This window comes from Serratia sp. BIGb0163 (assembly GCF_024809935.1).
GTDB classification, from domain to species: domain Bacteria; phylum Pseudomonadota; class Gammaproteobacteria; order Enterobacterales; family Enterobacteriaceae; genus Serratia; species Serratia quinivorans.
This window is the reverse complement of sequence record NZ_JANUDZ010000001.1, coordinates 446204-468415: the sequence shown is the minus strand read 5'-3', so window position 1 is coordinate 468415 and position 22212 is coordinate 446204. Positions and strand designations below refer to the sequence as shown.

Sequence of the window (22212 nt, the reverse complement as noted above, 5' to 3'; positions counted from 1 at the left end):
CCAGGTTAATCACCGGCTGTTTTGTCGCGGCATTTTTATCTGCCAGGGGGATTGAATTGCCCCCGGCGCAGGCGTAGAATTTTGTGATGCAAGTCACAAAAAAGACATTATCATGATCAAACGTCTTCATAAAATCATCGCCCTGTTTGCCAACTACAGCAACTGAGCCCCCCTTGTAACGAGCGGCGCTGAACATTCGTTTTACCCAAGCCGACAACGCCGTTCGTTATTCCACTTGCCAGCCAGTGCCCCACTCAAGGGCCAGCACCGCCGGAATATCCCCCAAAATAACCTGTGACGCACCGTGCCATTTTGCACTGCGGGTTATTGCCTGCCGAATATCCTGTACGCGTTGTTTACCAAAGCGAACCTTGGCCTGTGGGTGGAAACTGATGATTTCGAAAATACCCTGCCGACGATGCATTTTTGCATCGATGCGGCCAATCAACTCACCGCGTTGCAACACCGGCAGCGTAAAGTAACCATACTGCCGTTTTTCTTTCGGCGTATAGCATTCCAACCGGTAATCAAAATTGAATAATTCCAGCGCACGGCGACGATCCCAAACCACCGGATCGAACGGAGAAAGCAAAGTGGTCACGCTGGATTTTAACGCCCCTTGTTCTGCCAGCTGTAACTCTGCCGCCAGCGAATGGTGCACGTAAAATTCCCCGTCCAGACCGTCGATCCGCACGGGCAGCACTTCGCCCTGCTGTTGTAACGACGTCAGTAGCGCTTTTGGCGCCACTCGCTTCAAACGGTAGTAATCCGCCAGCCATTCGGCTCTGAAGATCCCCAGGAAACAACAGCTGCGCCTTAGCATTTCCTGTCGGGCATCATCGACAGGTAATACATCCCGGCTATCATCCCAGTGAGGTAATAATCTTTCCGTCAGATCGTAAACGCGATGGAAATTGCGCCGTTCGGCTACCATCAATTTACCGGCGGTGAACAGGATTTCGAGATGGCGTTTTTCCGGCTTCCAATCCCACCAGCCGCTGTTGCCCTTCTTCTCGGCGCTGAAATCCGCCGAGCGCACCGGCCCAGCAGTTTCAATATGCTGCAATAGGGCATTTATCGCCGCCTGATGTTCCTGCATCCACTCTTCGGAGTACTTCCAGCCCATACCCTGCGGCTGCAGCATTCGGTGGCGCAGCAGGCCAAAATCCTCAATGGGTAAAAAGCAGGCCTCGTGCGCCCAGTACTCGAACAGCCGGCGGCCAGCCAGTGCCTGTTCCAGCCATTCCGGCTGGTAGTCGCCCAGACGGCTGAACAGGACCAGGTAGGGGCTGCGTGCAACCACGCTGATGGTATCGATTTGCAGTAAGCCCATACGCCCAATGGCGGCAACCACATCGTCGGGCCTGGCTTTGCGTTTCATCGGGGATAGCAGCCCCTGTGCGGCAAGGTGGATCGCACGGGCGGCAGTAAGAGAAATAACCGGGGTGTTCATCCTGATATCCGAAGTGATTGAGCAATCGCTTGATAATAGTGGATATCGGGGAATTTATCTTCGCCAGTGCTTGGGGTGGCGGCACCGGCACTGGCGAGGAAGGGGGTGGGTCAGAACGCGATAACGTCTGCCGCTGACAGCCCGTGGGAGCTGCGATAGATCGAGAACTCAACGTTCTGACCTTCGTTTAACGATTTATTTTTAGTATTGGCGATAGAACGACGGCTTACATAGATTTCGTCGCTACCATCTACCGGTGAAATAAAACCATAGCCTGCAGCCTGATCAAACCATTTCACACGGCCCATTTGTAACACAGTATTTTTAAACATAACTTATATCCTTTTACTTGAGCATCCTTAACAACGTCATTTTTATTATTGTTGGACGCTACCAGCCCATCCTAAAGTTTTTCGTAACAAACCTCTCGTGAGCAAAAAATAAAAAACCCGCACTATGGCGGGCTTGTTGAACTTAATATCTTCCGCAATGATTCAGCGCAAACGCTTCATCATGGTTGTATTAAGTTCTCTTTACGTTATTCCCTGTTTATTTACAGAGCAACAACGTTGGCGGCAGCCGGCCCGCGCGGGCTGTCTTCTACGGTGTACTCAACACGCTGGCCTTCAGCCAAAGTTTTGAAACCGTCGGTCGCGATTGCGGAGAAGTGTACGAATACATCTTTACCACCGTCGTTCTGTTCAATAAAACCAAAACCTTTGCTTTCATTGAACCACTTCACTTGACCCGTTTTCTTAGACATTACTTATTTACCTTTTAAATATATACAAAACCTGCCATAAGGCAATTTTGGCCGTTCTTGGAAACATTACTTATGGGAGGTACTTAGAAGGTTCGTCTTTGAAGCGGAATCAGATGATAACGTTTTTGGAGGAACTGCTTAATTCTAAACTCGAACATAAATAGGTCTGCATCACAGGCCGACTTGCATTTACTCATAAATCTGTCTTTTGCACAAGAGGTTTATTGCCATGTTTTTACCATTTCGCCACATTTACTTTTATATCCATGATTGCTAATGAATTAATTTATCTTTTTTTACGTAAATCTCTTAGCGGCATTGCCTTCTGGATGGCCGTATTTCCCGTTATTCGCTGTTCAAATGAGAGCTAACGCATAAAAATCTAATATGCTTGGCCTGGCTATAACAAAACCTAATCGACCTAGCTAAACTTGAGGTGAAAACAAGGCGAATGGCCTCTCAACCAGCACGTTTGCCGCCAAGAATGATATTTTTCAGATAATACTGAATAAAGGAGCTATGCGCATGACCGCCCAGCAGTTCGTCTCACCGAATGAAATCCGCGCCAGATTCTCCCACGCCATGTCAGATATGTACCAGAAAGAGGTACCTCTGTATGGCGATTTGCTCGAACTGGTGGCGGAAACCAACCGACAGGTCCTGCGCGAAGATGCCGCATTGGCTCATCAATTACAAATTACCGGCGAAGTCGAACGACTGGCCATGGAGCGCCACGGAGCCATTCGGGTGGGCACCGCAGAGGAACTGTCCACTCTGCGACGGCTGTTTAACGTGATGGGTATGTCGCCGGTGGGCTATTACGATCTGGCCGTGGCCGGGGTTCCGGTTCACTCTACCGCATTTCGGGCAGAACATGAGGATGCGCTGCAAATCAGTCCATTCCGAGTATTCACCTCTTTATTGCGGCTGGAACTGATTGAAAACCCGGAGCTGCGTGAGCTGGCGCAACGCCTGTTGGCTCGTCGCCGCATCTTTACTGAGCGGGCACTTGAACTGATCGTACTGCAAGAAGCTCAGGGCGGGCTGGACGACAGTCAGGCTGATGAATTTGTCGAACAGGCGCTGGAAACCTTCCGCTGGCACAGTCGGGCGACGGTTAGCGCAGCAGAATATCAGCAGTTGCACGACCAGCACCGTCTGATCGCCGACGTAGTGGCCTTTAAAGGCCCGCATATCAACCATCTGACGCCACGCACTCTCGATATCGACCGTGTCCAAAAGGCCATGCCCGGCCGGGGTATCACGCCCAAAGCCGTGATTGAAGGCCCGCCGCCACGCCGTCGCCCCATTCTGCTGCGCCAGACCAGTTTCAAAGCGCTGGAAGAAAACGTCGACTTTGTTGAGCATGACGGTAGCGCCGTTGCCGGGCACCACACTGCACGCTTCGGCGAAATTGAACAGCGCGGTGTCGCGCTGACAACCAAAGGCCGTGCACTGTACGATCGCCTGCTACAGGCTACCAACGACGCATTGCAGGCACCGCCGAGCGAGAAAAATGCTGACCGCTACAATCAGTTGCTGGCGGAAAACTTCCAAGAGTTTCCAGATGACTATGCCACCCTGCGTGAGCAACAGTTGGCTTGGTTCCGCTATTTTCCGACCGAGTGTGGGCTGGCGGCTAAAGAAACCCTGGATCAACACAGCACGCTGGAACAGCTGATCGCCCAGGAATACATTCGCTTTCAGCCGCTGGTCTATGAGGACTTCCTGCCGGTCAGTGCCGCAGGCATTTTCCAATCGAATTTGGGCGACAGCGGTCACACGCAGTACAACGCAACCTCAAGCAGAGCGGCATTTGAACTGGCGTTGGGGGCAGAAGTGATCGATGAATTGGCGTTGTATCAGCAAACGCAGCAGCGCTCGATAGACGCCTGCGCGCAAGCACTGGGGCTTCACGCGCTGGCAGTCTGAATTATTTTGTCAGCAGCGCTTCAATATTGTGCAGCAACTGCTCAGCCTGATCGGGGGGAAGTACCGCATCAACGGGTAAATACCACCAGTTGGGCTGAGCAAAAGCGCGGCATTTAACCGCATCTTTCTCGGTCATCAACAACGTTTGCTCTGAAGATACCAGCGTCGCCAATGGGCCATGCTGATATTCCTGATGGTCGGCAAACGCCACTTCCTTTTCGACCGCTACACCCAGTTTTTCCAATGTGGCGAAGAAGCGCGGGGGATGGCCTATACCGGCCATTGCCACCACATGTGGCAGTTCGACTGCCGGCCGACGCTCACCGCTGGCAACATTTACCGCGTCACGCGCCTGCAACCGCATGGCGATTTCACCAGGCTGAGCCACACCCCCGTTGGCAATCAGGGCGTCAACGCTATTCAGCCGCGAAGCACGTTCGCGCATCGGCCCTGCCGGCAGCCACCAGCCATTGCCAAAGCGGCGAACGCCATCGATCACCACCAGTTCAAAATCACGCTGTAAAGCGTAATGCTGCAGGCCGTCATCGGTAATCACCACGTCAAGTGGCTGCTGCTTAAGCAGTGCTTGTACCGCTTCAGAACGCTTTGGTGAGATGGCCACTGGCGCAGCGGTACGCTGATAAATCAGCACCGGCTCATCACCTGCCTGCTGGGTGGTAGTGTCAGCGTTTAGTAACAGTGGATAAGCCTCTGCTTTACCACCATAACCGCGAGAAACCACGCCCACCCGGTATCCACGCTGCTGCAACTGTTCCACCAGCCAGATCACCATCGGGGTTTTGCCGTTGCCACCGGCAGTGAGGTTCCCCACCACCACGACCGGTACCGGTGCGCGCCAGCTTTTACGCAGGCCGCAACGGTAGCTGAGCCGAATCAGACCGCTGACCAGGCCATACAGCCAGGACAGCGGTAACAACAGCAAATAAACCAGCGAACTGCCTGACCAGATGCGCTCGATCATTATTGACCAAACTGCATGCGATGGAGCTGGGCATAAGCCCCCTGCTTTTCGAGCAATGCAGCATGTTCGCCACGCTCAACGATACGACCATCCTCAACCACCAGGATTTCATCAGCCTTCTCAATGGTCGACAGACGGTGCGCAATCACCAGGGAAGTACGGTTTTTCTGTAATTCATCCAGCGCCGCCTGAATCGCACGCTCCGATTCGGTGTCCAGCGCCGAGGTGGCTTCATCGAGGATCAGTATCGGGCAGTCACGCAGCAAGGCGCGAGCAATAGCGATACGCTGGCGTTGACCACCGGACAGCATCACCCCGTTCTCACCGATCACCGTATCCAGGCCGTTCTCCATTTTTTCAATGAAGTCCATGGCATAGGCCATGCGCGCAGCCTTCTCTATCTCTTCGCGGCTATAGCGTTCTTCACGCGCGTAAGCGATGTTGTTGGCGATAGTGTCATTGAACAAATGCACGTTTTGCGAAACCAGGGCCACCTGATCACGCAGTGACGCCAGTGTGTATTCGCGCAGATCGTGACCATCCATCAGGATCTCGCCTTCCTGGACATCGTAGAAACGGGTCAGCAGATTGGCGATGGTTGACTTGCCCGAGCCGGAACGGCCCACCAGCGCCACCGTTTTACCTTCTGAAATACTCAGATTGATATCACGCAGCGCAGGCGTTTCTTTCCCTGGGTAGTAGAAAGTGACGTTACGGAATTCGATATCGCCCTTGGCTCGTGCAACTTCACGGGTCCCGGTATCTTTTTCCTGCTCCATATCCAGGATCGAGAACAGAGTCTGGCACGCCGCCATCCCACGCTGGAACTGGGCATTAACGTTGGTCAGTGATTTCAGCGGACGCATCAGGGCGATCATCGAAGAGAACACCACGGTGATGGTACCGGCGGTGAGAGTAGCCATCACGCTTGGGAAGCTGGCGGCATACAGCACAAAGGCCAACGCCAGTGAAGCGATAAGCTGAATAATAGGATCAGAGATTGAGGATGCGGAAACCAGTTTCATGCCCTGTTGGCGCATGCGGTTGCTGACTGAGTTGAAGCGATCGGTTTCAACCTGCTGGCCGCCAAAAATCAACACTTCCTTATGGCCTTTCAGCATCTGCTCTGCGCTGGTCGTCACCTGCCCCATGGTGTTCTGCATGTTTTTGCTGATATTACGGAAGCGTTTGGAAACAATGCGGATAGCAATAGAGACAATAGGTGCCAGTACGATCAGGATCACCGACAGTTGCCAGCTGTAGTAGAACATCATGGTGAACAGCGCGATTATCGACGCCCCTTCACGCACCACGGTCACCAGAGCGCTGGAAGACGATGAAGCTACCTGTTCGGAATCATAGGTGATTCGTGACAGCAAGGTGCCGGTAGACTGCTGATCGAAGAACGATACCGGCATTCTCATCATGTGGCCGAACAGCCGGCGACGCATATGCATCACTACCATGCCGGATACCCATGAAATACAGTAGCTGGAGACAAAGCCAGTCGCGCCACGCACCACCATCAGGCCAATTACCGCCAATGGCATCCACAGCAGAATGCTGCTTTGCGTTTTCCCAAAACCGTCATCCAATAAAGGTTTAAGCAAAGACAACATAAAGGCGTCGCTGGCCGCGTTCAGTACCAACGCAATAGCCGCTACGATCAGCCCGGTCTTAAAAGGTGTGATCATCGGCCAGAGGCGACGGAAAGTCTGCCAGGTGGAGAGATCTTTATCATTCATCATGCAAATACCAGCATCGGAAGAAATAGCGGCCTATTTTACTCATTATCACCCTCTACGCCAAACCGCTGATGGTACCAACGGGGCATTAATTGTTCACGAAAGCCATTAATTTGCCAATCGTTGTCGAAAAAAAGTACAGATAACTGACCGGAGCGAGAAGTATCGTGCCAAAGGATGTCATTTACCAGATATCTGGCGACCACTTTAACCGCAGGTAATCGCCATTTATTGTAACGTGATGCCGAAGCTATTGCCGCTTTCGGCGCTACCGCACGCAAAAAAGGCGGGGTAGACGAGGTTTTACTGCCATGATGCGGCACCTGTAACACAGTAGCGCTCAATGAAGGGCGTTGATATCTAACCAACTGTGCCTCCGTCCTTTTTTCTGCATCCCCCGTCAGCAACAAACTATATTTACCATCATCGATACGGATGACGCATGAATCATCATTCCCCGCCAATTTTACCGCCTTTGGCGGCCACAGCACTTGAAACTGAAGCGATTGCCATTGCCAACGCTCTCCCGCCACGCAGGGTAAGTGGCCGGCATTTAGACGTGGACTCCTTACCCTGGTTTGTGGGAATGCGCGCTGTATCTCTTCAATACCACCGATATGATCCAGATGATCGTGACTGAGAATAATTTCTTCCACAGGTAATCCTCGCCAGTTAAGAAATGGCAAAATATTCCGACCGGCAGCACTACCGGTGCCCCAGCGGGGGCCGGTGTCATACAAGATTGCCCGGCCGTTCTTTTCGATCACCATAGCCAGGCCATGCCCAACGTCAAGCATGTCTACACGCCAACGGTATTGGGCTTCTCTTTCACGCCACAGAACGCAACACAGTGCCAAAGTGACCAGCGCCGTGGCATAACGCAGCCACCAGTGGAAACGCCAAAAAATCACCAGTAACCACCCGAAAAGACTGACAGCCAACGACGCGGCACCGAGATCGACCCAACCGATTTGCAGATAGTGTAATGGGGCAAAAACCCCTGCCAATGTAAAATCCGCCAACCGCCATAGTCCCGCACTTAACACAGGGAAAATACCAGCCACCACCGCCAGCAGGATTAACGGCACTGTTATCAATGAAACCAGGGGCACCGCCCAAAGATTGGCCGGTATGGAGCCAAGTGTCAGGCCATGAAACAGTCCGGCCTGCATGGGCACCAATAGCAGCGTAATGCCAAGCTGGATATGCAGCCAGCGCAATGGCGCCCAGTGCCATCCCGAACGAAAACGGGGATTAAACGGCACCCATTCAAACCAGAAAATCAGGCAGAATACTGCAGTGGCCGAGAGCCAGAAGCTGTCGGATAGTACCGCCAGGGGATCGCAAACCAGAATTAAGCCAACGCACCACAACCAGATTTGCCAGGAGGAGCAATGGATGCCGCGTATACGTAACAGCATCCACAATGTCAGCGCCAACCCCGTTCTTAGCGCCGGTGGATGAGCGCCAGCCAACCAAACGTACCCTAAGGCACCGAGCCAACTGACGATCAGCGGAAAGCGGTGGTCAATCAGCCTTGCCGGTAAAAAAAATTGCATCGCCCGCAGCACACCCCAAATCAAAATGGCTACCATCGCCACATGCAGCCCAGAAATAGCCATCAGGTGAGCAATACCGGTTTTCAACATCAAGGTTCTTAACGCCGGTTCCAGCGCGGCTCTCTCACCAAATGCCAACGCGAGCAGCACCGTTTTATAGCGAAGAGTGCCAATATTATTCTCGGCATGCGCGATCATCCTCTGCCGCCAACCACAGTTTTGTTCCCGGATTACAGCGCTCTTCACCTGCGCCGTTAGCGGTTGACGCTGCGACATGGCCCAACGCTGGCGGTCAAAACCCCCTTCATTAAGATTGCCGTGTATCGGCCTCAAGCGCAGTTGCAACTGCCAACGTTGCCCGGCACACAAGGCGCGATCTTTGGGCTTCCAGAGAGTCGAGAAAGCGATGGAAGGTACCAGCCATCGACCATTGAGCCGTTCGATACGCATAACCGTCTGCTTTCGCGTCGCACCAGCCAGTGCAATACTGCTAACCTGAACCACGGCGCTCACCACCGGGCCCTGGCTCAGACGATTGATTTGATTCACCAGGGTCCCGGCAGAGAATACCGCCCAAAGAAAACCCAAAGCCCCCCACGCCATAAATCGGCCTGCGCAGCCCCTCCCCCACAGGCAGAGACAAACGGGTAAGATCACCCACAGAGCGATGCGCACATCGGGTAAGTACGGCATGATGAGCAACGGGGAAATGCCGCAGATAACCGCACTTGCCGCCAAATCCAACGAGGTTTTGATAGGTGTTCTCCCGCTATAAGGCAGCAATCCAGGCTGCCAACTTCACGGGATTGTTTACGCATTGGCCAATACTCACCATCTGCAATCTGACAGTACGCGATCCTCTTCGCACAATAATAGCGGTCGTTACCGCGGCCAGCCGCATGCTGCGGCGTAGCTCGCAAGAAGCGCCGAGGCAGCCGCCAGTAAATAACAGGCAAAAAAAACGGCGCCCTAAGGCACCGTTTTATATTTCTTTACAAGCAACAACTCTATGGGTAGTCAGTGACTAGCCATAGATATTGGCACGGTCACGCAGCTCTTTGCCTGGCTTGAAGTGAGGAACGTACTTGCCGTCCAACTCAACTTTATCACCAGTTTTCGGGTTGCGGCCCACACGCGGAGCACGGTAGTGAAGAGAAAAACTGCCGAATCCGCGGATCTCGATGCGTTCCCCATCGGCTAACGTAGCAGCCATATGTTCTAGCATCTCTTTCACTGCATCCTCAACGGCTTTCGCCGGTACATGAGATTGCTGGCCAGCAAGTCTTTCAATAAGTTCAGACTTGGTCATAGTTCCTCCAAGCTTTGCAGCTAAACTACCGTATCGGGGCGGTCAAAAACCGCCCCCCGTCATTACTCGCCTTTAGCCGCTTTGAAAGCTTCAGCCATTGCGTTAGAGAAGTTGCTTTCTTCTTGCTTGCTGCTGCTGTTAACAGTAGCGATTGCATCTTTCTCGTCAGCTTCGTCCTTAGCACGTACGGACAGGCTTACTACGCGGTTCTTACGGTCAACGCCGGTGAATTTAGCTTCAACGTCGTCACCCACATTCAGAACCAGAGTTGCATCTTCAATGCGGTCGCGAGAGGCTTCAGAAGCACGCAGGTAACCTTCTACGCCGCCTGCTAATTCAACTGTAGCACCTTTGGCGTCAACTGCAGTGACTTTACCAGTAACAATAGTACCTTTCTTGTTCATAGACAGGTAGTTATTGAACGGGTCTTCAGCCAGTTGCTTCACGCCCAGGGAGATACGCTCGCGCTCTGCGTCAACCTGCAGAACAACCGCTGCGATTTCGTCGCCTTTCTTGTATTCACGAACTGCTTCTTCGCCTGCAACGTTCCAGGAGATGTCAGACAGGTGAACCAGGCCGTCGATGCCGCCGTCCAGGCCGATGAAGATACCGAAGTCAGTGATAGACTTGATTTTACCTTCAACGCGGTCGCCCTTGTTGTGGGTTTCTGCAAACTGCTGCCATGGGTTGTTTTTGCACTGCTTCAGACCCAGGGAGATACGACGACGTTCTTCATCGATGTCCAGAACCATAACTTCCACTACATCGCCCACGTTAACAACTTTGGACGGATGGATGTTTTTGTTGGTCCAATCCATTTCAGAAACGTGTACCAGACCTTCAACGCCTTCTTCGATTTCCACGAAGCAGCCGTAATCAGTCAGGTTGGTTACACGACCAGTCAGCTTGGTGCCTTCTGGGTAACGTTTCGCGATAGCAACCCATGGATCTTCGCCCAGTTGCTTCAGGCCCAGGGAAACACGAGTACGCTCGCGGTCGAACTTCAGCACTTTAACAGTGATTTCGTCGCCAACGTTGACGATTTCGCTCGGATGCTTAACGCGTTTCCAAGCCATGTCAGTGATGTGCAGCAGGCCGTCTACGCCGCCCAGATCAACGAATGCACCGTAGTCAGTGAGGTTCTTAACGATACCTTTAACTTCCATGCCTTCCTGCAGGTTTTCCAGCAGTTGATCACGTTCTGCGCTGTTCTCTGATTCGATAACCGCACGGCGAGAAACTACAACGTTGTTGCGTTTCTGGTCCAGCTTGATGACTTTGAACTCAAGCTCTTTGCCTTCCAGGTGCAGAGTGTCACGTACTGGACGCACGTCAACCAGGGAGCCTGGCAGGAACGCACGAATACCATTCAGCTCTACAGTGAAGCCACCCTTAACTTTGCCGTTGATAACACCGACGACAGTTTCAGCTTCTTCGTAAGCTTTTTCCAGCGTGATCCAAGCTTCGTGACGCTTAGCTTTCTCACGGGACAGCAGAGTTTCACCGAAGCCATCTTCAACAGCGTCCAGCGCAACATCAACTTCGTCGCCTACCTGGATTTCCAGCTCGCCCTGTGCGTTTTTGAATTGCTCAGCCGGGATGGCAGACTCAGATTTCAGACCGGCGTCAACCAGTACTACGTCTTTGTCGATAGCAACTACAACGCCACGAACGATGGAACCCGGACGGGTTTCGATTGTTTTCAGGGATTCTTCAAAGAGTTGAGCGAAAGATTCAGTCATGTTTAATCTTCAGGGTTCTATAGTTTAACGTCCATTTAGCATCCCGCCGAATGGGGTTGTTTCACATACCCCGCCATTGGCTCCATGCCGACAGGGTTTAGGTTACAGGGGTAAAATTTTACCCGATATAGTTCGATACTACCATGACAAATATGACAAAAAGCCAATAACGCCGCCGCGCTTACTGCTGCGGCAACGCTAAAACTTCATGTGCATAAGTCAACGCACGCTGGATGACTTCGTCAATCGACATGCTGGTTGAATCCAGCACGAGGGCGTCAGAAGCAGGCACCAGTGGCGCGATAGGCCGATTACGGTCACGGTCATCCCGTTCCTTTATCTCGGCTAAAAGACGTTCAAAGTTAACATTAAAGCCCTTTTCCTGCAACTGTAGCATGCGGCGGTGCGCACGCTCCTCAGAACTGGCGTCCAGGAAAATCTTGACCGGTGCATCGGGGAACACCACCGTGCCCATGTCGCGGCCATCGGCAATCAGGCCAGGGGCCTCACGGAATGCCCGCTGGCGGCGCAACAGGGCTTCACGCACACGCGGGAAAGCCGCAGCCTGTGAAGCGGTATTGCCGACGGTTTCAGTGCGGATTTCATTGCTGACATCCTCACCTTCCAAAATAACCTGCAGTTTGCCATCCTGGGCAATAAAGCGAACATCGAGATGTGCGGCCAGTGGAACCAGCGCCTCCTCAGACGTGATATCAACCTGATGATGCAGCGCTGCCAACGCCAGTACGCGATAAATCGCGCCTGAGTCAAGCAAACGCCAACCAAGGGATTCGGCGAGCGCCTTGCACAAGGTGCCTTTGCCTGCGCCACTTGGTCCATCAACGGTTATCACTGGGGCTGTAGCCGTCATTTCTCTCTCCTTCAGGTAGAAAACCTCACAGGGACATAACCTGCCGCCAGCACAATGCGAAAGCATAATTAAAACCGTCCCTGCCGCCCGCCCAATCGGGGCAGTCACGGTGGCGCATTATACGCTGCCAAACGACGAACTGTTACCCTGGAACTGTCTGGTTGTTGAAAATAAGCGTATGACCGCGCAAAAGTATAGCGGACGGATCCAGGCTCCGGGCGTTAAAAACAATAAAGGCCCAATCAAGGGCCTTAAAAGAAAGTATCCGACTGCGGATCACGCCAATTGGCTGATGCGCGCCAACTGTTCGAAATAGTCCGGGAAGGTTTTCGCGGTACATTTAGGATCGAGAATGGTCACCGGTGTATCAGACAACGCCACCAGCGAGAAGCACATCGCCATACGGTGATCGTTGTAGGTGCCTATATCGGCAAACTTCAGCTTGGCCGGTGGGACTACGTGAATATAGTCCTCGCCTTCATCTACCTCAGCGCCCACTTTACGCAACTCTGTCGCCATCGCAGCCAGCCGATCGGTCTCTTTCACCCGCCAGTTATAAATGTTGCGAATGGTCGTTGGGCCTTCGGCAAACAGGGCCGCGGTCGCAATGGTCATCGCCGCATCAGGAATATGGTTCATATCCATGTCGATGCCGCGCAATTCACCGCGGCTGCATTCGATATAATCATCACCCCAGGTAATGCGCGCGCCCATTTTCTCCAGAACATCGGCGAACTTGGTATCGCCCTGAACACTTTTCTTGCCGATGCCGGTTACGCGCACGGTGCCACCTTTAATCGCGGCTGCCGCCAGGAAGTAAGAGGCGGAAGAAGCATCGCCCTCGACCAGGTAGTCGCCCGGAGAACGGTAGGTCTGGCGACCATTAATGTGGAACACGCGGTAGTTGTCGTGGCTAACCTCGACGCCGAAAGTACGCATCAGGTGCAACGTGATATCAATGTACGGCTTGGAAACCAGTTCGCCCTTGATATGGATATGGGTGTCCTGTTCTGCCAAAGGGGCCGTCATCAGCAATGCGGTCAGAAACTGGCTGGAAACGCTGCCATCGACGGTGACATCGCCGCCGCGGAAACCGCCGCGCAGACGCAATGGCGGATAATCAGTCTGTTCCAGGTAATCAATCTGTGCGCCGCCCTGACGCAGAGCATCGACCAGATGACCGATCGGACGCTCTTTCATGCGCGGTTCGCCGGTCAGCACCACATCGTTGCTGCCCAGGCACAGAGCGGCTGCCAATGGGCGCATCGCGGTACCGGCATTGCCGAGGAACAGTTCAAGCGGCTTGCTGGCCACCAGCGGGCCGCCAACACCGTCCACTTTACAGGTGGTGCGATCGTCTGACAGCTGATAGCTCACGCCCAGCGCCTGCAGCGCATTTAACATATGGCGCACATCGTCGCTGTCCAGCAGGTTAGTCAGCGTTGTCGTTCCCTCCGCCAGCGCAGCCAGCAACAGAGCACGGTTGGATACGCTCTTGGAGCCGGGTAAGTTGACGGTGCCATTGACCAGGGCAACCGGTTGTAACGTCAGGGAATCCACCATGTGAACAAAAATCTCCAAAATCTGATAAACGAAACGGCCCCGGGAAAATGCCGGAGCCGCTTTAATTCAAAAAGGACAACAGCGAAGGTTGCCCGCTCAAGGCAGGCTACCCGGCTTAACCGTGACGACGTTCGAAGTCGACCATAAAGTCGGTTAATGTCTTCACGCCAGCCAACGGCATGGCATTGTAAATAGAAGCGCGCATACCGCCAACCACTCGATGGCCTTTCAACGCCTGCAAGCCAATGGCTTCAGCTTCGCTGAGAAACGCCTTGTCCAGCGCGGGATCCGCCAACTGGAAAGGTACGTTCATCCAGGAACGGTTGGCAAGCGCCACCCGGCTGCGGTAAAAATCAGACTTATCGATAGTCGCATACAGCAGTTCGGCCTTGGCCTGATTGCGTTTGTGCATCTCTACCAGACCACCCTGCTCTTTCAGCCATTTGAACACCAGCCCGGACAGATACCAGGCAAAGGTCGGCGGCGTGTTGAACATCGAGTCGTTTTCGGCCAGCACGGTGTAATCGAGGATCGACGGCACTTCGCGGCGCGCCTTACCCAGCAGATCTTCACGCACAATCACCAGCGTCAGGCCGGCCGGGCCAATGTTTTTCTGGGCGCCAGCATAAATCACGCCAAAACGACTGACGTCCAGCGGACCAGATAAAATGGTAGAAGAGTAATCGCCGATCACGACTTTATCGCCAAAATCCGGTAATTCATCGATAGCCACGCCGTCGATGGTTTCATTAGGGCAATAGTGCACGTAGGCCGCGTCGTCGCTCAACTGCCACTCTTTCATCGGTTTGATGCCGAGCAGGCCGTCGACGGAAGTTTTCACGTCGATGGCGTTTGGCGTGCAGTATTTTTGCGCTTCGGTGATAGCGCTGTGCGCCCAATAACCGCCGTCGATATAGTCCGCGGTAGTTTTGTCACCCAGCAGGTTCAGCGGCAGCGCGGCAAACTGTGCGCGGGCACCGCCGTGGCAGAACAGGACTTTATAATTGGAGGGGATTTTCAGCAGATCGCGCAGGTCCTGTTCGGATTGCTGAGCAACTTCGATAAACTCTTTACTGCGATGGCTGATTTCCATCACCGAGGTGCCAAGACCGTGCCAGTTGCACAGCTCCTGTTCCGCACGACGCAAAACTTCAACCGGCAACATGGCCGGACCAGAGCTAAAATTATAAACCTGAGTCATTTCCCCTCACCACATTCACTATTCGCCAATGAAACTGGCCTACCGAAATACGCCCGAACTAACCCATCGGTTTTATCACTCGCGCCCCCTGCCTGCAATGGTTATTCGCCCGCCGCCGGGAAACGCGTTATCCCTGCAATAACAGGCTCTGCCAAATCACCGGTAATTTTTGCAATAAAACGCTGTGACAGCGGCCAATTCAGTGGGTTAACGCGGTTTTTTATGCTGTATTCAGCCGACATGGCTGGGGGCCGCGCAGGCCCCCGAATGAAGAAAAGGGACTCAGTATTGATTAAACATCTGCTGAATTTGTTTGGCGTCTTTGGTCTGCGTCAGCGCCAATTGCAGCAGGATCCGCGCTTTCTGCGGGTTTAACGTGCCTGCGGCAACAAAGCCAAATTTGGCGTCATCCACTTCGGCATCCTCGGTAGTCGCCCCGGTGGGCACTCTGGAAGAACGCACCACGGCGACGCCGTTATGGGCGGCCGTAGCCAGTGTGTCAAACACCGTTTTGTACAGGTTACCGTTTCCGACACCGGCACTGACGATGCCCTGATAACCTTCGGCAATCAATGCCTTGGCAGGCGCATCGGAGGCGTTGGCATAATTATAGATAATGCCGACTTTGGGCAACTCAGTCAGACCGGAGACGTCAAACGGCGTATCCGTGGTGTGCTTGCGCTGCGGTGAACGCTGATAGTCAACCTTGCCATTATGGATATAGCCAAGCGGGCCAAAGTTGGGCGACTGGAAAGTCTGTACCGATGTGGTGTTGGTTTTTGTCACATCGCGCCCGTCTAGCACGCTGTCGTTCATCGCCACCAGCACCCCGCGTTTGGCCGATTGCGAATCTGCCGCCGTCACTACGGCGTTATACAGATTAAACGGACCGTCGGCGCTCATCGCCGTGGCCGGGCGCATGGCCCCGACAATCACCACCGGTTTGTCACATTTAACCGTCAGATCAAGAAAGTAGGCGGTTTCCTCCAGCGTGTCGGTGCCATGGGTGATAACAAAACCGTCGGTTTTAGCGCAGTCGGCGTTGATTTTCTTCGCCAGCTTCAGCCAAACCTCATCATTCATATCCTGCGAACCGATGTTTACCACCTGCTCACCCTGGATATTGGCGACGTTTTTCAGCTCCGGTACGGCATTCACCAGAGCATCAACGCCCAGTTTGCCCGCCGTATAGTTGGATTTTGTCGCCGACTCGCCGCCACCGGCAATGGTGCCGCCGGTCGCCAACAGGGTAATGGTGGGCAATGCCAACGCAGAACCGCTTGCCCCCGCCAGCAGTAACGCTACAACGCTGAGTTTCACTGATTTCATTAGGTTTCTCCATGATAGATAACCCGCTGAATTATGGCCCTTATCCTCAAAAAAACTGTGACTTTGCCACCGATTTAGGAATACGTGGAGCTTGGGCGTAAAACCCCGTATCATTGCGCGTTTTTAGTACGCTCAAAAAGTGAAGACAATGACGCAAACTTTTATCCCTGGCAAAGATGCCGCGCTGGAAGACTCTATCGCCCGTTTCCAACAGAAATTAAGCGATCTGGGTTTTAATATCGAAGAGGCCTCCTGGCTGAACCCGGTGCCGCACGTATGGTCGGTTCACATCCGCGATCGCGATTGCCCGCTGTGCTTCACCAACGGTAAAGGCGCCAGCAAGAAAGCTGCGCTGGCTTCCGCTTTGGGCGAATACTTCGAACGCCTTTCTACCAACTATTTCTTTGCCGACTTCTATCTGGGCAAGCAGATTGCCGAAGGCGATTTCGTGCATTACCCGAACGAGAAATGGTTCCCGATCCCGGCCGATGATTCGCTGCCGGCCGGTATTCTCGATGAACGTCTGCATGCATTCTACAATCCGGATCAGGATGTTAACGCCAGCGATCTGATCGATCTGCAGTCCGGTAATGGCGATCGTGGCATTTGCGCCCTGCCGTTTTCCCGTCAGTCAGACCAGCAGACGGTTTATATCCCGATGAACATCATCGGTAACCTTTATGTGTCCAATGGCATGTCTGCCGGCAACACCGCCAACGAAGCTCGCGTGCAGGGCTTGTCTGAGGTGTTCGAGCGCTATGTGAAAAACCGCATCATCGCCGAATCCATCAGCCTGCCGGAGATCCCGGCGGAAGTATTGAACCGCTATCCGGGCGTGGTGGAAGCCATCGCCAAGCTGGAAGAAGAAGGTTTCCCTATCCTGTCCTACGACGCCTCACTGGGCGGCAATTATCCGGTGATCTGCGTTGTTCTGTTCAACCCGGCTAACGGCACCTGTTTCGCCTCGTTTGGTGCCCACCCTGATTTTGGCGTGGCGCTTGAGCGTACCGTCACTGAACTGCTGCAGGGCCGCAGTCTGAAGGATCTGGACGTGTTCACCGCGCCAACCTTCGACGACGAAGAAGTGGCGGAGCACACCAACCTGGAAACCCACTTTATCGATTCCAGCGGTTTGATCTCCTGGGATATGTTCAAGCAGGATGCGGATTACCCGTTTGTCGACTGGAGCTTCAGCGGCAGCACGCAGGAAGAGTTCGCCACGTTGATGAGCATCTTCGATAAAGAAGGCGCGGAAGTGTACATCGCCGACTACGAGCATCTGGACGTGTACGCCTGCCGTATCATAGTGCCGGGCATGTCAGACATCTATCCTGCGGAAGACCTGCTGCTGGCTAACAACAGCATGGGCGCACATCTGCGAGATGTTCTGCTGGCGCTGCCGGGCAGTGAGTGGGAGCCACAAGAATATCTGGCGCTGATTGAACGCTTTGACGACGAAGGCCTGGACGATTTCACCCGCGTGCGTGAGCTGTTGGGGATTGCCACCGGTAAAGACAACGCCTGGAATACCCTGCGCGTGGGCGAGCTGAAATCAATGCTGGCGCTGGCCGGCGGCGATATGGATCAGGCGCTGATCTGGGCCGAATGGACGCAGGACTTCAACGCATCGGTGTTGAGCCCGGCACGCAGCAACTACTACCGTTGCCTGCAAACCCTGCTGTTGCTGACGCAAGAGCCAGAACGCGATCCGGCGCAGTACTACGCGGCCTTCGTGAAAATGTACGGTCAGGAAGCGGTGGATGCTGCCTCTGCGGCCATCAGCGGCGAAGAGCGCTTTAACGGCCTGTTCGCGGTCGATAGCAGTCTGAAAGCCTTGCCGGCTCATCAGGCTCTGTTAGCGGCCTACGAAAAACTGCAGAACGCCAAGCGCCGTTATTGGGCACAGGCATAATCTCAGTACCTTTTGCGCCGGTGGATCTCTGCCGGCGCTAAACCTCAAAGTCTCTGCTCAAAAATACCACCCTCTTATTTTGGCGGTTAAATAAGCGAGTTTTCTGTTTATTTTTTTCGACTCATTACGCACTTATCGGCAAACAAGACAAATAAAACGGCAATTGTTACTGGCTGGTGAAATAATAATTAACCGATAATTAAACCCTACCACCTGAAAAGTGACAAAATGCGTTAAAATTTAACCTTATCGAGGCTACCACAACCGTCTTTTCAAAATTATTTGCAAACATTAAAAAATAGTTTTATCATTAAATTCAATAATTTAACTCAATAAACCTTGCGATTTATCTGGTTTTTGGCTGCTTTAGTTTCTCGCCTTATGATCCAAATCAATTTTTACCCTATACTGCTTTGTTAGTATCTTATTGCGTTGTTTTAACCCTTAAAAGCGAGAGTTAGTGTGAAAGCTGACAACCCCTTCGATCTGATATTACCTGCAGCAACGGCGAAAATCGCTGAAGATGCAGGTGTGTATAAAGCCACCAAGCATCCGCTGAAAACGTTTTATTTGGCGATCACTGCCGGCGTCTTTATTTCAATCGCATTCGTGTTTTATATCACTGCGACTACCGGCACTGCCGGTGTGCCTTTCGGCCTGGCAAAACTGGTCGGCGGCATCTGTTTCTCTCTGGGGTTAATGCTGGTGGTGGTTTCGGGCGCCGACCTGTTCACCTCCACCGTGCTGATTGTCATTGCCAAGGCCAGCGGCCGCATCAGCTGGTGCCAACTGGGCGCCAACTGGCTGAATGTCTATATTGGCAACCTGATTGGCGCACTGTTCTTTGTGGCACTCATCTGGTTCTCTGGCGAGCACATGGTCGCCAACGGTCAGTGGGGCCTGAACGTCCTGCAAACCGCGGATCACAAGCTGCATCACACCTTTGTTGAGGCCGTCTGCCTCGGCATCCTGGCTAACCTGATGGTCTGCCTGGCGGTGTGGATGAGCTACTCCGGCCGCAGCCTGATGGACAAAATGTTCGCCATGATCCTGCCAGTCGGCATGTTTGTCGCCAGCGGTTTTGAACACAGCATCGCCAACATGTTTATGATCCCTATGGGTATCGTGGTTAAAAACTTCGCCACGCCAGAATTCTGGCAAGCCGTAGGGGCAACACCTGAGCAGTTTGCTCATCTGACCGTAAGCAACTTTATCATCGACAACCTGATCCCGGTCACCATTGGCAACATCATTGGTGGCGGCCTGCTGGTTGGGTTGACTTACTGGGTAATTTATCTGCGTGGTGGTGAACAACAGCACTAAGCTGTTAGTTACCGCGCGCCGAGTTAGAACTCCACAAATAAAGGTAGGTGTATAATGACCGAACTTAACGAGAAGTTAGCCAAAGCTTGGGAAGGTTTCAGTAAGGGTGACTGGCAGAATGAAGTCAACGTTCGTGACTTCATCCAGAAAAACTACACTCCTTACGAGGGTGACGAATCCTTCCTGGCCGGCGCAACTCAGGCCACTTCCACCCTGTGGGACAAGGTTATGGAAGGGATCAAACTGGAAAACCGCACCCATGCGCCAGTTGATTTCGACACCAACGTTGCAGCTACCATCACTTCGCACGACGCAGGCTACATTGCCAAAGAGCTGGAAACCATCGTTGGTTTGCAGACTGATGCACCACTGAAACGCGCGCTGATCCCATTCGGCGGCATCAAAATGGTAGAAGGTTCTTGTAAGGTCTATGGCCGCGAACTGGATCCACAGCTGAAAAAAGTGTTCACCGAATACCGCAAAACCCACAACCAGGGCGTATTCGATGTTTACACCAAAGACATTCTGAACTGCCGTAAATCCGGCGTGCTGACCGGTCTGCCAGATGCATACGGCCGTGGCCGCATCATCGGTGACTACCGTCGCGTAGCCCTGTACGGCATCGATTTCCTGATGGCCGACAAGCTGAACCAGTTCAAGTCACTGCAGACCAAGCTGGAAAACGGCGAAGATCTGGAAATGACCATCCAGCTGCGTGAAGAAATTGCTGAACAGCATCGCGCTCTGGGTCAAATCAAAGAAATGGCGGCCAAATATGGCTGCGATATCTCTGGCCCGGCTACCACCGCGCAAGAAGCCGTACAGTGGACCTACTTCGGCTACCTGGCTGCAGTGAAATCCCAGAACGGCGCAGCCATGTCCTTCGGCCGCGTGTCCACCTTCCTTGACGTGTTTATCCAACGCGACATCGAAGCGGGCAAACTGAACGAAGAACAGGCGCAGGAACTGATTGACCACTTGGTGATGAAACTGCGTATGGTTCGCTTCCTGCGTACCCCTGAGTATGATGAACTGTTCTCCGGTGATCCAATCTGGGCGACTGAGTCCCTGGCAGGTATGGGCGTTGACGGCCGTACCCTGGTCACCAAAAACAGCTTCCGTTTCCTGAACACCCTGTACACCATGGGGCCGTCTCCGGAACCGAACATGACCATCCTGTGGTCTGAAAAACTGCCGTTGAACTTCAAAAAATACGCTGCGAAAGTGTCTATCGACACCTCCTCCGTACAGTATGAAAACGACGACCTGATGCGTCCTGATTTCAACAACGATGACTATGCCATCGCCTGTTGTGTCAGCCCGATGATTGTCGGCAAACAAATGCAGTTCTTCGGTGCCCGTGCCAACCTGGCGAAAACCATGTTGTACGCCATCAACGGCGGCGTTGATGAAAAAATGAAAATCCAGGTTGGCCCGAAAGAAGCGCCAATGATGGATACCGTGCTGGACTATGACAAAGTCATGGAACGCATGGACCACTTTATGGATTGGCTGGCCAAGCAGTACGTGACCGCGCTGAACATCATTCACTACATGCACGACAAGTACAGCTATGAAGCTGCACTGATGGCGCTGCATGACCGTGACGTTTATCGCACCATGGCTTGCGGCATCGCCGGTCTGTCGGTGGCGGCTGACTCCCTGTCTGCTATCAAGTACGCTAAAGTGTCCACCATCCGTGACGAAGACGGCCTGGCCGTAGACTTCAAAATCGAAGGTGAATACCCGCAGTTCGGTAACAACGATGCTCGCGTAGATGACATCGCCTGTGACCTGGTAGAACGTTTCATGAAGAAAATTCAGAAACTGCGCACCTACCGTAATGCAGTAGCGACTCAGTCTGTACTGACCATCACCTCTAACGTGGTTTACGGCAAGAAAACTGGTAACACCCCAGATGGCCGCCGTGCAGGCGCTCCATTCGGTCCAGGTGCCAACCCAATGCACGGCCGTGACCAGAAAGGTGCCGTAGCTTCCCTGACCTCCGTAGCCAAACTGCCGTTTGCCTATGCGAAAGACGGGATCTCCTACACCTTCTCCATCGTGCCAAACGCGCTGGGTAAAGATGACGACGTGCGTAAAGCCAACCTGGCAGGTCTGATGGACGGTTACTTCCACCACGAAGCCTCTATCGAAGGTGGCCAGCACCTGAACGTTAACGTGATGAACCGTGAAATGCTGCTGGACGCGATGGAAAACCCTGAGAAATACCCTCAGCTGACCATCCGCGTATCCGGTTATGCCGTTCGCTTCAACTCGCTGACCAAAGAACAACAGCAAGACGTAATTACCCGTACTTTCACTCAGTCGATGTAATTGCCCCATCCGGGCGGGGTTTCCCGCCCGGTGGTTAAGCTGAAACCCGGGGCCGGATCTTTCCGGCCTTTTTAATAAATGCACTCCCCTGACTCAGCGCGAGTCTGTTTTGCCAGATGGCTATACTCAATAGAATGGCTATCCGGCAAAACAGTTAACCGGCGTAATAACCGGCCAACAGGAATCGTTCC

16 protein-coding genes are annotated in these 22212 nt (G+C 53.2%); 4 read left to right on the top strand and 12 right to left on the bottom strand.

Annotated elements, in window-relative coordinates:
• Window positions 1-226: 226 nt before the first annotated feature.
• The 3 genes from M2406_RS02180 to M2406_RS02170 all read right to left on the bottom strand — a co-directional run bounded on the left by M2406_RS02180 (window position 227) and on the right by M2406_RS02170 (window position 2216).
• Window positions 227-1453: a winged helix-turn-helix domain-containing protein gene (locus M2406_RS02180; protein ID WP_259188359.1), complete on the bottom strand. Its 1227-nt coding sequence runs from the start codon at window positions 1451-1453 to the stop codon at window positions 227-229.
• Window positions 1454-1563: 110 nt separating this feature from the next.
• Window positions 1564-1785 carry a cold-shock protein gene (locus M2406_RS02175; protein ID WP_006320799.1) on the bottom strand — a complete coding sequence of 74 codons (222 nt, stop codon included), beginning with the start codon at window positions 1783-1785 and terminating at the stop codon, window positions 1564-1566.
• A 221-nt stretch (window positions 1786-2006) separates the two neighbouring features.
• Window positions 2007-2216, bottom strand: coding sequence for a cold-shock protein (locus tag M2406_RS02170; protein WP_004717375.1), 210 nt, complete (start codon window positions 2214-2216; stop codon window positions 2007-2009).
• 525 nt (window positions 2217-2741) lie between these two features.
• Between M2406_RS02170 and M2406_RS02165 the strand changes: the two genes are divergently transcribed.
• The gene (locus tag M2406_RS02165; protein ID WP_115182827.1) at window positions 2742-4148 is read left to right on the top strand and encodes a VOC family protein; all 1407 of its coding nucleotides are present in this window, start codon (window positions 2742-2744) and stop codon (window positions 4146-4148) included.
• A gap of 1 nt (window position 4149) precedes the next feature.
• On the opposite strand, the gene lpxK is transcribed toward M2406_RS02165, so the two are convergent.
• From lpxK to ansB, 9 genes are all read right to left on the bottom strand, one after another.
• Window positions 4150-5130, bottom strand: a complete 981-nt coding sequence (gene lpxK, locus M2406_RS02160) for a tetraacyldisaccharide 4'-kinase (protein ID WP_259188353.1) — start codon at window positions 5128-5130, stop codon at window positions 4150-4152.
• On the bottom strand, window positions 5130-6878 hold the full coding sequence (gene msbA, locus M2406_RS02155) for a lipid A ABC transporter ATP-binding protein/permease MsbA (protein WP_135344437.1): 1749 nt from the start codon (window positions 6876-6878) through the stop codon (window positions 5130-5132). The genes lpxK and msbA overlap by 1 nt, the downstream gene beginning before the upstream one ends.
• Before the next feature lie 35 nt (window positions 6879-6913).
• A complete protein-coding gene (locus M2406_RS02150; RefSeq protein WP_259188349.1) occupies window positions 6914-9178 on the bottom strand; it encodes a ComEC family protein in 2265 nt (754 codons plus the stop codon).
• Window positions 9179-9458: 280 nt separating this feature from the next.
• Complete coding sequence (gene ihfB, locus M2406_RS02145; RefSeq protein WP_004942652.1) at window positions 9459-9743, bottom strand: integration host factor subunit beta; 285 nt, start codon at window positions 9741-9743, stop codon at window positions 9459-9461.
• A 62-nt stretch (window positions 9744-9805) separates the two neighbouring features.
• Window positions 9806-11485, bottom strand: coding sequence for a 30S ribosomal protein S1 (gene rpsA, locus M2406_RS02140; protein WP_012006139.1), 1680 nt, complete (start codon window positions 11483-11485; stop codon window positions 9806-9808).
• 181 nt (window positions 11486-11666) lie between these two features.
• Window positions 11667-12356, bottom strand: a complete 690-nt coding sequence (cmk, locus tag M2406_RS02135; protein WP_012006138.1) for a (d)CMP kinase — start codon at window positions 12354-12356, stop codon at window positions 11667-11669.
• 276 nt (window positions 12357-12632) lie between these two features.
• Window positions 12633-13919 carry a 3-phosphoshikimate 1-carboxyvinyltransferase gene (gene aroA / locus M2406_RS02130; RefSeq protein WP_012006137.1) on the bottom strand — a complete coding sequence of 429 codons (1287 nt, stop codon included), beginning with the start codon at window positions 13917-13919 and terminating at the stop codon, window positions 12633-12635.
• Between the two features lie 115 nt (window positions 13920-14034).
• Window positions 14035-15120, bottom strand: coding sequence for a 3-phosphoserine/phosphohydroxythreonine transaminase (gene serC / locus M2406_RS02125; RefSeq protein WP_259188342.1), 1086 nt, complete (start codon window positions 15118-15120; stop codon window positions 14035-14037).
• Window positions 15121-15402: 282 nt separating this feature from the next.
• A complete protein-coding gene (gene ansB / locus M2406_RS02120) occupies window positions 15403-16449 on the bottom strand; it encodes an L-asparaginase 2 (protein WP_012006135.1) in 1047 nt (348 codons plus the stop codon).
• 148 nt (window positions 16450-16597) lie between these two features.
• On the opposite strand from ansB, the gene ycaO reads away from it, so the two are divergent.
• The 3 genes from ycaO to pflB all read left to right on the top strand — a co-directional run bounded on the left by ycaO (window position 16598) and on the right by pflB (window position 22021).
• Window positions 16598-18361: a 30S ribosomal protein S12 methylthiotransferase accessory factor YcaO gene (gene ycaO, locus M2406_RS02115; RefSeq protein ID WP_012006134.1), complete on the top strand. Its 1764-nt coding sequence runs from the start codon at window positions 16598-16600 to the stop codon at window positions 18359-18361.
• A 462-nt stretch (window positions 18362-18823) separates the two neighbouring features.
• On the top strand, window positions 18824-19684 hold the full coding sequence (gene focA / locus M2406_RS02110; RefSeq protein ID WP_012006133.1) for a formate transporter FocA: 861 nt from the start codon (window positions 18824-18826) through the stop codon (window positions 19682-19684).
• Between the two features lie 54 nt (window positions 19685-19738).
• Complete coding sequence (gene pflB / locus M2406_RS02105) at window positions 19739-22021, top strand: formate C-acetyltransferase (RefSeq protein WP_017892272.1); 2283 nt, start codon at window positions 19739-19741, stop codon at window positions 22019-22021.
• Window positions 22022-22212 lie beyond the last annotated feature (191 nt).

Excerpts from the sequence above, each read along its gene's own strand:
- ycaO (WP_012006134.1), top strand. The coding sequence starts at position 16,598 with ATGACGCAAACTTTTATCCCTGGCAAAGATGCCGCGCTGGAAGACTCT.
- pflB (WP_017892272.1), top strand. The coding sequence starts at position 19,739 with ATGACCGAACTTAACGAGAAGTTAGCCAAAGCTTGGGAAGGTTTCAGT.
- M2406_RS02165 (WP_115182827.1), top strand. The coding sequence starts at position 2,742 with ATGACCGCCCAGCAGTTCGTCTCACCGAATGAAATCCGCGCCAGATTC.
- M2406_RS02180 (WP_259188359.1), bottom strand. The coding sequence starts at position 1,453 with ATGAACACCCCGGTTATTTCTCTTACTGCCGCCCGTGCGATCCACCTT.
- ihfB (WP_004942652.1), bottom strand. The coding sequence starts at position 9,743 with ATGACCAAGTCTGAACTTATTGAAAGACTTGCTGGCCAGCAATCTCAT.
- aroA (WP_012006137.1), bottom strand. The coding sequence starts at position 13,919 with ATGGTGGATTCCCTGACGTTACAACCGGTTGCCCTGGTCAATGGCACC.
- cmk (WP_012006138.1), bottom strand. The coding sequence starts at position 12,356 with ATGACGGCTACAGCCCCAGTGATAACCGTTGATGGACCAAGTGGCGCA.
- lpxK (WP_259188353.1), bottom strand. The coding sequence starts at position 5,130 with ATGATCGAGCGCATCTGGTCAGGCAGTTCGCTGGTTTATTTGCTGTTG.
- serC (WP_259188342.1), bottom strand. The coding sequence starts at position 15,120 with ATGACTCAGGTTTATAATTTTAGCTCTGGTCCGGCCATGTTGCCGGTT.
- rpsA (WP_012006139.1), bottom strand. The coding sequence starts at position 11,485 with ATGACTGAATCTTTCGCTCAACTCTTTGAAGAATCCCTGAAAACAATC.
- ansB (WP_012006135.1), bottom strand. The coding sequence starts at position 16,449 with ATGAAATCAGTGAAACTCAGCGTTGTAGCGTTACTGCTGGCGGGGGCA.
- msbA (WP_135344437.1), bottom strand. The coding sequence starts at position 6,878 with ATGATGAATGATAAAGATCTCTCCACCTGGCAGACTTTCCGTCGCCTC.
- M2406_RS02175 (WP_006320799.1), bottom strand. The coding sequence starts at position 1,785 with ATGTTTAAAAATACTGTGTTACAAATGGGCCGTGTGAAATGGTTTGAT.
- M2406_RS02170 (WP_004717375.1), bottom strand. The coding sequence starts at position 2,216 with ATGTCTAAGAAAACGGGTCAAGTGAAGTGGTTCAATGAAAGCAAAGGT.